This is a genomic window from Acidimicrobiales bacterium, from assembly GCA_035512495.1.
Taxonomy (GTDB): domain Bacteria; phylum Actinomycetota; class Acidimicrobiia; order Acidimicrobiales; family CADCSY01; genus DATKDW01.
Genome location: DATKDW010000072.1, coordinates 1 through 12939 on the forward strand (window position 1 = coordinate 1; position 12939 = coordinate 12939).

12 protein-coding genes are annotated in these 12939 nt (G+C 74.1%); 8 read left to right on the forward strand and 4 right to left on the reverse strand.

Annotated elements, in window-relative coordinates:
• Window positions 1–136: 136 nt before the first annotated feature.
• Window positions 137–943 (forward strand): diaminopimelate epimerase, encoded by an 807-nt coding sequence (gene dapF, locus VMN58_10750; GenBank protein HUF33671.1) that lies wholly within the window; start codon window positions 137–139, stop codon window positions 941–943.
• Window positions 934–2220 carry a GTPase HflX gene (hflX, locus tag VMN58_10755; protein ID HUF33672.1) on the forward strand — a complete coding sequence of 429 codons (1287 nt, stop codon included), beginning with the start codon at window positions 934–936 and terminating at the stop codon, window positions 2218–2220. The genes dapF and hflX overlap by 10 nt, the downstream gene beginning before the upstream one ends.
• Before the next feature lie 23 nt (window positions 2221–2243).
• Here the strand turns inward: hflX and VMN58_10760 are convergent, their stop codons facing one another.
• A complete protein-coding gene (locus VMN58_10760) occupies window positions 2244–3359 on the reverse strand; it encodes an aminotransferase class I/II-fold pyridoxal phosphate-dependent enzyme (GenBank protein ID HUF33673.1) in 1116 nt (371 codons plus the stop codon).
• 63 nt (window positions 3360–3422) lie between these two features.
• Here VMN58_10760 and VMN58_10765 point away from each other — a divergent pair, with 63 nt between their 5' ends.
• Complete coding sequence (locus VMN58_10765; protein HUF33674.1) at window positions 3423–4250, forward strand: 2,3,4,5-tetrahydropyridine-2,6-dicarboxylate N-succinyltransferase; 828 nt, start codon at window positions 3423–3425, stop codon at window positions 4248–4250.
• A 14-nt stretch (window positions 4251–4264) separates the two neighbouring features.
• Window positions 4265–5332, forward strand: coding sequence for a succinyl-diaminopimelate desuccinylase (dapE, locus tag VMN58_10770; GenBank protein ID HUF33675.1), 1068 nt, complete (start codon window positions 4265–4267; stop codon window positions 5330–5332).
• A gap of 16 nt (window positions 5333–5348) precedes the next feature.
• Here the strand turns inward: dapE and VMN58_10775 are convergent, their stop codons facing one another.
• Both VMN58_10775 and lexA read right to left on the reverse strand, forming a co-directional pair.
• On the reverse strand, window positions 5349–6719 hold the full coding sequence (locus VMN58_10775; protein ID HUF33676.1) for a S8 family serine peptidase: 1371 nt from the start codon (window positions 6717–6719) through the stop codon (window positions 5349–5351).
• 62 nt (window positions 6720–6781) lie between these two features.
• On the reverse strand, window positions 6782–7411 hold the full coding sequence (gene lexA / locus VMN58_10780) for a transcriptional repressor LexA (GenBank protein ID HUF33677.1): 630 nt from the start codon (window positions 7409–7411) through the stop codon (window positions 6782–6784).
• 189 nt (window positions 7412–7600) lie between these two features.
• On the opposite strand from lexA, the gene VMN58_10785 reads away from it, so the two are divergent.
• Together VMN58_10785 and nrdR are read left to right on the forward strand one after the other, a co-directional pair.
• Window positions 7601–7990 (forward strand): LysM peptidoglycan-binding domain-containing protein, encoded by a 390-nt coding sequence (locus VMN58_10785; GenBank protein HUF33678.1) that lies wholly within the window; start codon window positions 7601–7603, stop codon window positions 7988–7990.
• 61 nt (window positions 7991–8051) lie between these two features.
• Window positions 8052–8525: a transcriptional regulator NrdR gene (gene nrdR / locus VMN58_10790; protein HUF33679.1), complete on the forward strand. Its 474-nt coding sequence runs from the start codon at window positions 8052–8054 to the stop codon at window positions 8523–8525.
• Between the two features lie 209 nt (window positions 8526–8734).
• Here the strand turns inward: nrdR and VMN58_10795 are convergent, their stop codons facing one another.
• Window positions 8735–9427, reverse strand: coding sequence for a pyrimidine reductase family protein (locus VMN58_10795; GenBank protein HUF33680.1), 693 nt, complete (start codon window positions 9425–9427; stop codon window positions 8735–8737).
• 84 nt (window positions 9428–9511) lie between these two features.
• Here VMN58_10795 and VMN58_10800 point away from each other — a divergent pair, with 84 nt between their 5' ends.
• Window positions 9512–11800: a molybdopterin-dependent oxidoreductase gene (locus tag VMN58_10800; GenBank protein HUF33681.1), complete on the forward strand. Its 2289-nt coding sequence runs from the start codon at window positions 9512–9514 to the stop codon at window positions 11798–11800.
• 78 nt (window positions 11801–11878) lie between these two features.
• Window positions 11879–12649 (forward strand): SDR family oxidoreductase, encoded by a 771-nt coding sequence (locus VMN58_10805; protein ID HUF33682.1) that lies wholly within the window; start codon window positions 11879–11881, stop codon window positions 12647–12649.
• Window positions 12650–12939 lie beyond the last annotated feature (290 nt).

The window sequence follows — 12939 nt, forward strand, 5'->3', positions numbered from 1 at the left end:
CCGAGATCGTGTCCCGCACCCGGCGCTTCGCCCGTCGCCAGGTGCGGTGGTTCCGGCGCGACCCTCGCATCCGGTGGATCGACGTCGGGCAAAACGGGCTCGTGCCCGACGACCCGGTGCTGGGAGACTGGTCGAGATGCACCTGACGAAGCACCACGGCCTCGGGAACGACTTCCTGGTGCTCCTCGACCTCGAGGGCACCCGGCCCATCGACGCCGAGATGGCCCGCGCCCTGTGCGACCGCCGACGCGGGGTGGGCGCCGACGGGCTCATCCGGGTGACCTCCGGTGCTGACGGCGCCGACGTCGTCATGGAGCTGCGCAACAGCGACGGCAGCGAGGCCGAGATGAGCGGCAACGGCATCCGCTGCCTCGGCCAGGCGGTTGCCCGGGCGCGCGGGGTCACCGAGCTCGACCTGCTGGTCGCCACCGACGGCGGGTCCCGCCGCCTTGCGGTCATCCCCGGCGCCGACGACCGCACCGTGTCGGTCGAGGTCGACATGGGCGAGGTCCGGGAGGGCCCCGCCCGCGACCCGGACGCCCCGGCCCCGTCGCCTGCCCCGCTCGAGGCCGTCACCCTCGACCTGGGCAACCCGCACCTGGTGCTCCTCGTCGACGACCCCTGGGCGGTGGCCATCGAGACCGAGGGCCCGGCGCTCGAGGCGCACCACCCGCAGGGCATCAACGTCGAGTGGGTCGCCCCCGTGGCAGGACGCCCCGACACCATCGGGCTGCGGGTGTGGGAGCGGGGGGCCGGCGTGACCGAGGCCTGCGGCACGGGGGCGTGCGCTGCCGCCCACGCCGCCAACCGGTGGGGGCTGGTGGGCAAGCGCGTCACCGTGGAGATGCCGGGCGGCGCCGTCGAGGTGGTCCTGGCCGGCGACGGTGCCACCCTGGTCGGCCCGGCCACCTACGTCGCCACCATCGAGGTCCCGTGGCCCTGATCGAACGCTCCTTCCGGGAGCGCATCATCCTCGTGGGGGTCACGATCCCGCCGGAGACGGTGGAGGGGACCGAAGCCCACCTCGACGAGCTCGCCCTGCTCGTCGACACCGCCGGTGCCGACGTGGTGGGCCGGGTCTTCCAGCGCCGGACCACCCCCGACTCGGCCACCTTCGTGGGCAAGGGCAAGGCCCAGGAGCTGCACGAGCTGAGCCTCGAGGTCGACTCCGACACCGTGGTCTTCGACAACGACCTCACACCGGCCCAGCAGCGCAACCTCGAGAAGATCCTCGGGCGCACGGCCATCAGCCGCACCGAGGTGATCCTCGACATCTTCGCCCAGAACGCCCGGACCCAGGAGGGCAAGGCCCAGGTCGAGCTGGCCCAGCTGCGCCACCGCCTACCGCGCCTGCGCGGCCGAGGGACCCAGCTGTCGCGTCAGGCGGGCGCCATGGGCGCCGGCGGAGCCAGGGCGCCCATCGGGTCACGCGGGCCCGGTGAGACCCAGCTCGAGGTCGACCGTCGCCGGCTCTTGAGGCGCATGACCAAGCTCGAGGCCGACCTGGCGCGGGTGAGCCAGGTGCGCACGACCCAGGCCAAGGGCCGGGGCCGGGCCGGCAACCGGGGGGTGGCCATCGTGGGCTACACCAACGCCGGCAAGTCGACGCTGCTGAACCGCCTCACCGATGCCGGGGTGCTCGTCGAGGACCGCCTCTTCGCCACCCTCGACCCCCGGGTCCGCCGCCTCGACCTGCCCGGGGGTGAGGCGGTGCTCCTCTCCGACACCGTCGGCTTCGTCCGCAAGCTGCCGCACCAGCTGGTGGAGGCCTTCCGCTCCACCCTCGAGGTCGTGGTCGAGGCCGACCTGCTGGTCCACCTGGTCGACGCCTCGGCCCCCGACCCCGAGGCCCAGATCGATGCTGTGCGCACGGTGCTCGCCGAGATCGACGCTGACCACGTCCCCGAGCTGTTGGTGTTCAACAAGGCCGACCGGACCGACGACGCCGCGGCGCTGGTCGCCCGCCACGAGGGGTCGGTCTCCATGTCGGCGCTCTCCGGCGAGGGCGTCGACGAGCTGGTGGCCACCATCGCCGACCGCCTTCGCTCCCTCGAGGTCATCGTGGAGCTCGTCGTGCCCTACGACCGAGGCGACGTCGTCGCCGCCCTCCACCGCGACGGCGAGGTCCTGAGCGAGGTCCACGAGGAGGGCGCCACGCGCATCCGTGCCCGACTCGACGAGGCCGGCGCCCGGCGCTTCGCGGCGTTCGCCGCAGGCTGAGCCGCCGCGCGCCCGGCGCCTGTTCAGGCCACGCCGAGGCGGTCGGCCACGAGCTGGAGGCGGTCGTCGGGCTGCACCATGGCGATCCGCACGTGGGCGGCGGCGGCTGCGCCGTAGAACTCGCCGGGCGAGACGAGGCACCCCGCCTCGGTGGCCAGGCGCTCGGCGAAGGCCCACGCGTCGCCGCCGGGTGCGGGCACCCACAGGTAGAGGCCCCCACCGGGAAGGGCAACCTCGAGGTCGAAGGCGTCGATCAGCACCTGGGCCATGCGCTCCAGGCGCGCCCGGTAGCGGGCGGCCTGGGCCCGGGCATGGTGGTCGTCGTCGAGGGCCACAACGCCGGCGTGCTGCGCGGGCCCCGGGACCATGAAGCCGGCGTGCTTGCGCACCTCGCTCAGGTAGTGCACCAGGTCGGGGTCGCCGGCGTAGAAGCCGACCCGCAGGCCGGCCAGGCTCGAGCGCTTCGAGAGCGAGTGCACGGCTACCACCCCGTCGCCGCCCGACTGCAGCACGCTGCGGGCGGGCCCGTCCCAGGTGAGCTCGGCATAGCACTCGTCGGACAGCACGGCCACGCCATGGTCGCGACCCCAGGCGACCACTGCCGCCAGGTCGTCCAGGCCGCCGGCGGGGTTGCCGGGCGTGTTCGACCACAGGCAGAGGGCCCGGTCGGCGTCGGCCGGGTCGATGGCGCTGAGGTCGAGGCGCCACCGCTCGTCGACAGGCACGGCCACCGCCCGGCAGCCGGCGAGGATGGCCCCCATCTCGTAGGTCGGGTAGCTCACCGCCGGGTAGAGGACGGTGTCGAGGTCGGGGGTGCGCAGGCGCAGCCAGTGGGGCAGGCCGGCCACCAGCTCCTTCGTGCCGATGCAGGCAGCCACGTGGGCCGGGTCGACCTCCACCTCGAAGCGGCGCCCCAACCAGCCGGCGGCGGCGCTGCGGTAGGCGAGGGTGCCGATCGAGGGCGGATAGCCCCGCTCCATCCCCGACGAGGCGAGCGCCTCGATCACCGCCGGCGACGGGGGGTCGTGGGGCGTGCCCACCGACAGGTCGACGCTGCCGCCGTCGTGCGCCGCCGCCACCGCCGCCAGTGGGGCGAGGCGGTCGTAGGGGTAGGCGGGCGGGACGAAGCCGGCGGTCATGGCTCCATGGTGCCCGACGCGTCAGGGGCGAGGTCCCCAGCACCCGCCGCTAGCCTCCGGGCCATGGCTGACCTCCACGCCCAGATCGACGACCTGTGGGAGCGCCGCGACGAGCTCGAACCTGGTGACCCCGACGTGGGCGCCATCGTGCTCGAAGCCGTCGGGATGCTCGACCGGGGCGAAGCCCGGGTCGCCGAGGTCGACCCCGCGACCGACCAGGTGGTGGTGCACGACTGGCTGAAGCGAGCCATCCTCCTGCTGTTCCGCCAGGCGCGCATGGACACCACCGAGGTCGGGCCCTTCGAGTTCGCCGACAAGCTGCCGCTCAAGGGCGGCTACGAGGCGGCCGGCGTACGGGTGGTGCCCGGCGCCTCGGCCCGGTGGGGGTCGTTCCTCGACCGGGGCGTGATCCTCATGCCGAGCTACGTCAACATCGGGGCGCGGGTCGGCGCCGGCACCATGGTCGACACCTGGGCCACGGTGGGCTCGTGCGCCCAGATCGGCGCCAACGTGCACCTCTCCGGCGGCGTTGGCATCGGCGGCGTGCTCGAGCCGCCGCAGGCCGCTCCCGTCATCGTGGAGGACGAGGCGTTCATCGGCAGCCGCTGCATGGTCACCGAGGGCGCCAGGGTCGGGCGAGGGGCGATGCTCGGCGCCGGGGTGATCCTCAACCCGTCGATCCCCGTGATCGACGCCGAGACGGGCGAGGAGGTCAGCCGGGGCCACGTGCCGCCGTGGTGCCTGGCCATCTCGGCCACCCGCCCGAAGGCGTTCCCCGGCGGGGAGTTCGGCCTCGCCTGCGTCCTGATCATCAAGCGCTTCGCCGTGGGAGAGCGCCACGACAAGGCCGCGCTCAATGCCGTGCTCCGCCAGCACGGGGTCGCCACCTGATGTCTGGAGCCGTCGTGACCGACCTGCTCGCCCTCACCGCCGAGCTGGTCGACATCGCCTCGGTCAGCCACCACGAAGGCCCCCTGGCCGATCACCTCGAGGACGAGCTGCGGACGGTGCCATGGCTGGCGGTCGAGCGGGTGGACGACAACGTCGTCGCCCGCACCGAGCTGGGCCGCCCGCTCCGGCTGGTGCTGGCCGGCCACACCGACACCGTGCCGGCCAACGGCAACGAGGTCGCCCGCATCGAGGGGGACACGCTCTGGGGCCTGGGGGCCACCGACATGAAGGCGGGCCTCGCCGTGGCGCTCGAGCTGGCCCGAACCGTGGCCGAGCCCGCCGTCGACGTGACCTACGTCTTCTACGCCACCGAGGAGGTCGAGGCCCGCCACAACGGCCTGGGCCACCTCTTCCGCGACCGGCCCGACCTCCTCGCCGGCGACGCCGCCATCCTGGGCGAGCCCACCGCCGGCTCCATCGAGGCGGGCTGCCAGGGGAGCCTGCGCGCCGTCGCCACGCTGACCGGGCAGCGGGCCCACACCGCCCGGGCCTGGATGGGCGTCAACGCCATCCACCGGCTGGGCCGCCTCCTCGCCGTCCTCGACGACTACGAGGGCCGGCGGCCCGTGCTCGACGGTTGCGAGTACCGCGAGGCGATGCTGGCGGTGGGCGTCGAGGGTGGGGTGGCCGGCAACGTCGTGCCCGACCGGGCCAGCGTCAAGGTCAACCTCCGCTTTGCCCCGGACCGCTCGGCGGAGGAGGCGGAAGCCCACCTGCGCGAGGTCCTCGCGCCGGTCCTCGGCCCTGACGACGTCGTCGAGGTGCTCGACCTCGCGCCCGCTGCCGCCCCCGGCCTCGACCACCCGCTGCTGCGCAGCCTCATCGACCGCAACGCCCTCGAGGTGCGCTCCAAGCTCGGGTGGACCGACGTTGCGCGCTTCGCGGCGCACGGCATCCCCGCCTGCAACTTCGGCCCTGGGGAGCCCACCTTGGCCCACACCGCGCAGGAGCGGGTGGAGCGAGCGTCGATCGAGTCGACCCACGCCGCCCTGCTCGATCTGCTCGAGCTCGGCCCGTCCTGAGCGACCTCCTGGCGAGCTACCTGGTGTGCGCGCGGGGGAGGTGGTGGCGCTGGCGCCAGGCACCCGCGGCTGCCATGGCGGCAGCGAGGGCGGCGACGGTGCCGGCCGCGGCTTGACCGCCCGAGCCACCCTCGTCGTCGAGGGTGGTGAGGATCGCTTCGTCGCTCTCCGTCTCGTCGATGCCCCGCTCGTCGGGCACCGTCACCTCGGGAGCCTCGCCGGGGTCGCCCGCCGCCGTCTCGGGCTCAGTCGGGGTGTCATCGGCTGAGTTGGAAGCGGCCGGCTCGGTGGTCGGCTCGGCGGCGGTGGTCGGCTCGGCGGGCGGAGAGGTCTCGGGCGACGCGGTCGGCGGTGTGGACGCTGGCGCCACTGGCTCCTCCGGCGGTGGGGCCGGGGCCGGTTCCGGTTCTCCCAGGCCTGCCACGGCGGCGGCGAGGTCGAGCCGACCGGCGCCGTAGGTGCTGCGCGAGCCGAGGTCCTCAGCGGTCGCGAGCAGACGGTCGACCGTCTCCTGGGGCGAGAGGCCGAGCCCCCGCAGCACGGCTGCTGCCCCGGCGACGTGGGGCGCCGCCATCGAGGTCCCCTGGAGGTAGCCGTAGACGTCGCGCCGGCTGGGGTCGTCCCGGTCGAGGTAGGTGCTCAGGATCTGGCTCGAGGCGGGCTCGTTCAGGGAGCGGGCACCGCCAGGGGCAGCCATGGCCCACTTGGCCTGACCGGTGCCGTTGGAGAAGTACGACGCCTGGTCTTCCTTGCTGGTGGAGGTGACCACGATGGCGGGCTCGTCGGCGAACCCCGAGCCCAGCACGAACTGGTTGCCGGCGGCGACCACGAGGATGGCACCCTTGCTCCAGGCGTAGCGGACCGCCTCGGTGAACTTCGGCCCGAGGATGGCGTCGGTGTCGCCACCGAGGGAGAGGTTGATGACGTCGGCGCCGCTGTCGGCAGCGTGGCGGATGCCACGGTTGACGGCGTCGAGGCTGCCGCCGCAGGAGTCCTCCAGCGGGTAGTAGCGCAGCACCTTGACCGGCATGATCTTGGCGTCGGGCGCCACCCCGGCGATGCCGAGGCCGTTGCCGGTGCTGGCGGCGGCGATGCCCGCCACGTGGGTGCCGTGGCCGCAGTCGTCGCTCGCCGGGGCCGCGGGGTCGATGGCGTTGAAGCCCGGGACCAGCTTGTCGACGAGGTCCTCGTGGTCGAGCTGCACGCCGGAGTCCACGATGGCGATGACGGTGCCTGCCCCTCGCCCCACGCTCCAGGCCGCCTGGGCATTGATGCGCTCCAGGCCCCACTGGCGATCGAGGCCCGGGTCGCCGGCGGCCGGCGCGGGCACGGCCGCGGCCACCGTCGCCACCACGGCGAGGACGAGGACGGCGATCGGACGGCGCATGTCGGAAGTCTCCCTCATGTCCGACCCGACCGGTAGTCGGGGCGGCGCCGGGAGCACGGTGCTCAGAGGCGGCGCATCACCGTGACGACCTTGCCGAAGACCTGGACCGTCTCGGCGTCGAACGCCATGGGCGACAGCCGCTCGTTGGCGGGTACCAGCACCACCTGGCTGCCCTGGCGGGTGAAGGTCTTGATGGTGGCCTCCTCGCCCGGGATGCCGGCGCAGACGATGTCGCCGTCGCGGGCCTCGACCTCCTGGCGGACGACGACGAAGTCACCGTCGAGGATGCCGGCGTCGACCATCGAGTCGCCCCGGACCCGCAGCATGAACAGCGAGCCCTCGCCGGTGAGGTCGGCGGGCACGGGGACGAGCTCCTCGACGTTCTCGTTGGCCAGCACGTCGGTGCCAGCGGCGACGTCGCCGACGAGGGGCACGTGGTTGACGGGCCGGCGCTCGGCCGAGGCCCCCGAGGCCGGGTCGTAGCGGACCTCGATGGCCCGGGGCTTGGTGGGGTCGCGCCGGAGGTAGCCGCGCTTCTGGAGCGTCGCCAGGTGGCTGTGGACCGTGGAGGGGGAGGTGAGGCCCACCGCCTCGCCGATCTCGCGGACCGACGGGGGGAAGCCGCGGTCCTGCTGCTGGGTGACGATGAAGTGCAGGATCTCCCGCTGGCGGTCGGTCAGCTCGTCGGCCATGGCTGCTCCTCGGGTCCTCGGGATGTGGCCGGCGCCGGTCGCCGACCATCGAACGCATGTTCACGGGCGAGGGTACCGGAGGCCCCACGGCCTGGCAAACACCCGTTCGACTTGCCCCTTGACGTCGAACGCTCGTTCGTGGTTTGGTGGGGGTCCACGAACGAGCGTTCGACCCGCTGGAGGATCCCCATGGCAGCCATCGCCTACCCCGAGCTCGAGGCCCCGCCGGCGCCGGGCCGCCCCGCCGCCCCGCACCTGCGCCTGGTGGCCCCGGTGCCGCCTCGGCGGCGGGTGTCGGCGGTCCACCGCCGCCGTCGGGTGGCGGTGCTGGTGGCCGTGCTCCTCGTCGCCGGCGTCTCGTGGGCCGCGGTCGGGGCGCTGCGCCCCGCCGCCCCGATCGGGCCTGCCTCCTCCGCACCGCCCGCCTCGGTCGTGGTGGCCGGGCCCGGCGACACCTTCTGGTCGATCGCGGTGGCCACCGGTGGCGAGGGCGACCTCCGCGCCCGGGTCGACGCCCTCATGGCGGCCAACGGCGGCGCCTCGCTTCGCCCTGGCGACCGGGTCGTGATCCCGGGCTGAGCGGGGCCGTCGCTGCCGTGCTCGCTCCGGGGAGGCCCGGGCCAGGCGGTACCGTTCGGGCGTGCGGTGCCCCCAGTGCTCGAGCCTCGACGACAAGGTGGTCGACTCCCGCGTGGCCGACGACGGGGCGGCCATCCGGCGGCGCCGGGAGTGCCTGGCGTGCAGCCGGCGCTTCACCACCTTCGAGCGCCTCGAGGAGGCGCCGCTGCTCGTGGTGAAGCGGTCTGGCGAGAAGGTCCCCTTCGACCGGGCCAAGATCGTCGCCGGAGTGGCGGCCGCGGCCAAGAACCGGCCGGTGGCCGCCCCCGCCATGGCGGGCCTGGCCGCCGAGGTGGAGGAGGAGGCCCGCCTCGCCGGTACCGAGGTCACCACCCAGGCGCTCGGCATTGCCGTGCTCGAACGCCTCGCCACCCTCGACGACGTCGCCTACCTGCGCTTCGCCAGCGTCTACAAGGGCTTCGAGGATCTCACCGACTTCGAGCGCGAGGTCGGCCTCCTCATCAAGGACAGCGAGCCCAAGCACCGCGGGGGCTGACGCTGGCGAGATCATCTTCCCCAACCCCATGGGCCTGCCGCGCGCCGGTAGGCGCCGGTAACGTTGGACCCCGACCCGAGGAGCGCGCCATGCCAGAGAAGTCACCCCAGAAGCCGGCCGGGAAGAAGGCGGGCAAGTCGTTGAAGGAGAAGCGCGACGCCAAGCGGGAGAAGAAGGAGAGCAAGGGTCGCTGACCGGCCTCTGCGACCTCAGGACAGGTAGCGGGCGAAGAGGGTGCCGTCGTCCTCGAGGAGGGTGGCGAGGCGCAGGGCGGCCGGGGGCGTGAGCGCGGGGCCGTCGAGGAGGCGGGGGCCGTCGCCGGCGGTGAGGATCGGCGAGATCGTGAGGCACAGCTCGTCGAGCACACCGGCCGACGCCACCTGGCCGAGCAGCGTGGGCCCACCCTCGCACAGCACGAGGCGGTGGCCCCGCTCGCCGAGGGCTGCCAGCGCCGCGGCGACGTCGACCCGCTCGTCGCCGGCGACGACCACGTCGGCCACCTCGCGCACCGCGGCCAGGCGCCCGGGGTCGGCGGCGGCGCAGGTGACGACGATGGTGCGGGCCGTCGCCTCGGTGAACAGCGCCGAGGTGAGGTCGAGGTCGAGGGAGCGGGTCACCACGGCGATTGGCGCCGGCCCCCGCGCCGGCCGGTAGTGCTCGGCTCGGACGGTGCCCGCGGCGACCAGGATCACGTCGGCCAGCGAGCGCAGCAGGTGGAACACGGCGCGGTCGGCGGGGCCACCGAGGGGCCCGGAGCGCCCGTCGACCGCTGCACTGCCATCGGCGGAGGTGACCATGTTGGCCATCACCCAGGGCCGCCCGACGGGAGCGGGACGGTCGTCGTCGGCGTAGACCACTTCGGGGTCGACGTCGTCGACCGGGTCGGGGAGCAGCTGGCGCATCGTCCGGCGAACCTACTCCTCGGGCCTCGTCGCAGCGCCGGTCGTGGGAGGATGGCCGCTGCCGGCGAGACCTCTGGGGGGACGATGACCGCGATCGACGAGGAGCCGACCCGACGGGTCGAGCACCGGACCTGCCCGCTCTGCGAAGCCACGTGCGGCCTGGCGGTGACCTTCGAGGGCGACCGCGCCGTGCACATCCGCGGCGACCGCGACGACGTGTTCTCCAAGGGGTTCATCTGCCCCAAGGGATCCACGCTCCGCCAGCTCGACGAGGACCCCGACCGGCTGCGCACGCCCATGATCAAGGGCGACGACGGGGTCCACCGGCCGGCCACCTGGGACGAGGCCTTCGCCGAGGTGGCCCGTCGCCTCCCTGCGGTGGTCGACGCCAACGGCCGCGATGCCGTGGCCATCTACGTCGGCAACCCGAACGCCCACAACCTCTCACCCATGCTCTACAACGCCGCGCTCATCCGTGCCCTCGGCACGTCGAACCGCTACTCGGCCAGCACCGTCGACCAGATGCCGAAGCAGGTCGCAGGGGGCCTGATGTTCGGCACCGGCATCTCGGTGCCGGTGCCCGACGTCGACCGCACCGACCACCTCCTCGTCCTGGGCGCCAACCCGTTCGCGTCCAACGGCTCGCTCATGACCGCGCCCGACATCCCCGGGCGACTGCGGGCCCTGCGCGCCCGTGGCGGCCGGCTGGTGGTGGTCGACCCCCGCCGCTCCAAGACCGCCGAGGAGGCCGACGAGCACGTCGCCATCCGGCCCGGGACCGACGCCTTCCTCCTCTTCGCCCTCGTCCACGTGCTGGTCGACGACGGCCTCGTCGACTTGGGGTCGGTGGGCGATCACGTGGCCGGCCTCGACGAGGTCGCACGCCTGGCTGCCGACTTCACCCCCGAGGTGGTGGCCCCGGTGTGCGGGATCGACGCCCCCACCATCCGTCGCATGGCCGCCGAGCTGGCTGCCGCGCCCACCGCCGCGGTCTACGGGCGCATCGGCACCTGCACCCAGGAGTTCGGGACGATCGCCAGCTGGCTGGTCGACGTGGTCAACACCCTCACGGGCAACCTCGACCGCCCCGGCGGGGCGATGTTCACCAGGCCCGCCACCGGCTCACCCACCACCTCGGGGGCGCCGGGGCGGGGCCGGGGCATCCGCCTCGGCTCGCGCCACACGCGGGTGCGGGGATTGGCCGGCGCCCTCGGGGAGCTGCCGGTGGTGGCGCTGGCCGAGGAGATCACCACGCCGGGCGAGGGCCAGGTGCGGGCCCTGTTCACGGTGGCCGGCAACCCGGTGCTCTCCACCCCCGACAGCGCGGCGCTCGACGCCGCCCTCGGCCAGCTCGAGCTGATGGTCAGCGTCGACATCTACCTCAACGAGACGACCCGCCACGCCCATGTGATCCTCCCCGGCGCCGGTCCGTTCACCAAGGGCCACTACGACCTGCTGCTCTACCGCCTGGCCATCCGCAACGTGGCCAACTGGTCGCCACCGTCGGTGCCGCTGGCCGAGGGCGAGCTCGACGAGTGGGAGATCCTCGCCCGCCTGGCGCTCATCGCCGCAGGCGAGGGGCCCGACGCCGACCCCGCCACCCTCGACGACGCCATGGCCGCCGACATGGTGGCCCGGGCGGTGGCGGACCCGCACGGTCCGGTTCACGGTCGCGACGCCGAGGAGCTGGTCGCGGCCCTCGGGAGCCGCCGGGGCCCGGCGCGCCTCCTCGACCTCATGTTGCGGACGGGCCCCTACGGCGAGGCGTTCGGCGCCAACCCCGGTGGTCTGTCGCTCGACGTCCTCGAGGCCAACCCCCACGGCGTCGACCTCGGCCCGCTCGAGCCGAGGGTCCCCGAGGCGCTGCGCACGCCGAGCGGGATGATCGAGCTGGCGCCGCCCGAGCTGGTGGCCGACACCGACCGCCTCCGCGCCGCCCTCGACCGCCGGGCCGACGACGGCACGTTCGTGCTCATCGGCCGGCGCGACCTGCGCTCCAACAACTCCTGGATGCACAACCTGGAGGTGCTGGTGAAGGGCCGACCCCGATGCACGATGCACGTCCACCCCGACGACGCCGAGCGCCTCGGCCTGGTCGACGGCGCGACGGCCTGCGTGACCTCCAGGGTGAACGCGGTTGAGGTCCCGGTGGAGGTCACCGACTCGATCATGCCGGGCGTGGTGAGCATCCCCCATGGGTGGGGCCACGGCGTGGCCGGCACGGACATGGCGGTCGCCGGTCGTCACGCCGGGGTCAACGCCAATCTGCTGGTCGATGCCGGAGTGGTCGACCCGCTGTCGGGCAACGCCGTGCTCAACGGTGTGCCGGTGACGGTGGCGCCGGTCACGGCGCCCGCCCCGGTCCCGGCCTGACGGCGCCGGCGGTCGGCCGCGGGGGCGCCCACCGGCCCCCGTAGGATCCCGGCGTCCGACGACGAGGGGGAGCACGACATGGCCGAGGGCCTGCAGGGACGGGTGGCGCTGGTGACCGGCGGGGGCCGGGGGATCGGCCGGGCGATCTCGCTCGGCCTCGCCGCCGACGGCGCCGACGTGGCCGTCAACTACCGACGCGACCGCGAGGCGGCCGAGGCCGTCGTCGCCGAGATCGAGGCCATGGGCCGCCGGGCGGGCGCCTACCAGGCATCGGTCGACCGCATCGACGAGGACCGAGCCATGGTCGAGGCGGTCCAGGCCGACTTTGGGCCCGTCGGCATCCTGGTCAACAACGGCGGCATCGCCAGCCGTGGCAACAGCGTCGTCGACACCGACCCCGACGAGCTCGACCGGGTCGTGCGCACCCACGCCTACGGCCCCCACCACCTCTGCGCCCTCGTGGTGCCGGCCATGCGCGACCTGCCGCGCGGCGACGTGGTGATGATCTCGAGCGTGGCCACCGACGGCCTCGCCGCCCGCGGCGGGCCCTACAACATGGGAAAGACGGCCATGGAGGCGCTGGCCCACACCCTCGCCAAGGAGGAGCGCGGCCTCCACGTCAACATCGTGGCGCCGGGCCTGGTGGCCACCGACATGGGCGACCGGCTGGCCCGGGCCACCAGCGGGGGCGTGCTGAGCGAGGCTGCCGACCTCGACGACCGCAGCCCCTACGGCCGGGTGTGCCGGCCCGACGACGTTGCCGCGGTGGTGCGCTTCCTCGTCTCCGACGCCGCCGGCTACCTCACCGGCCAGCGCATCCGCGTCGACGGCGGCGGGCCGCTGGCCTGAGCCGCCCGCTGGTCTGACGGCGGGTTGTGTGCGCTGGACGTCCGCTCCGGACCGCTGACGCGCACAGCTCGGGGTCCGGCGGCGTCGTCCCCAAGGGGGGAGGGGCGTCGTCCCTGGGTACGCTGGGTGGCCGCCGGTGGCCGCCACCGCCCTGTGGAGCGTGCCCCGGGTTTTCCCCATGGGTTTCCACAGGGTGGGGAGGAAAGTCACAGGAAACACCCCCTGACGATCCACAGCGGCCCCGTCCTACGGTCGACCCGGTCGGCCGGGGCGGTCAGGCCGCTCGTGCA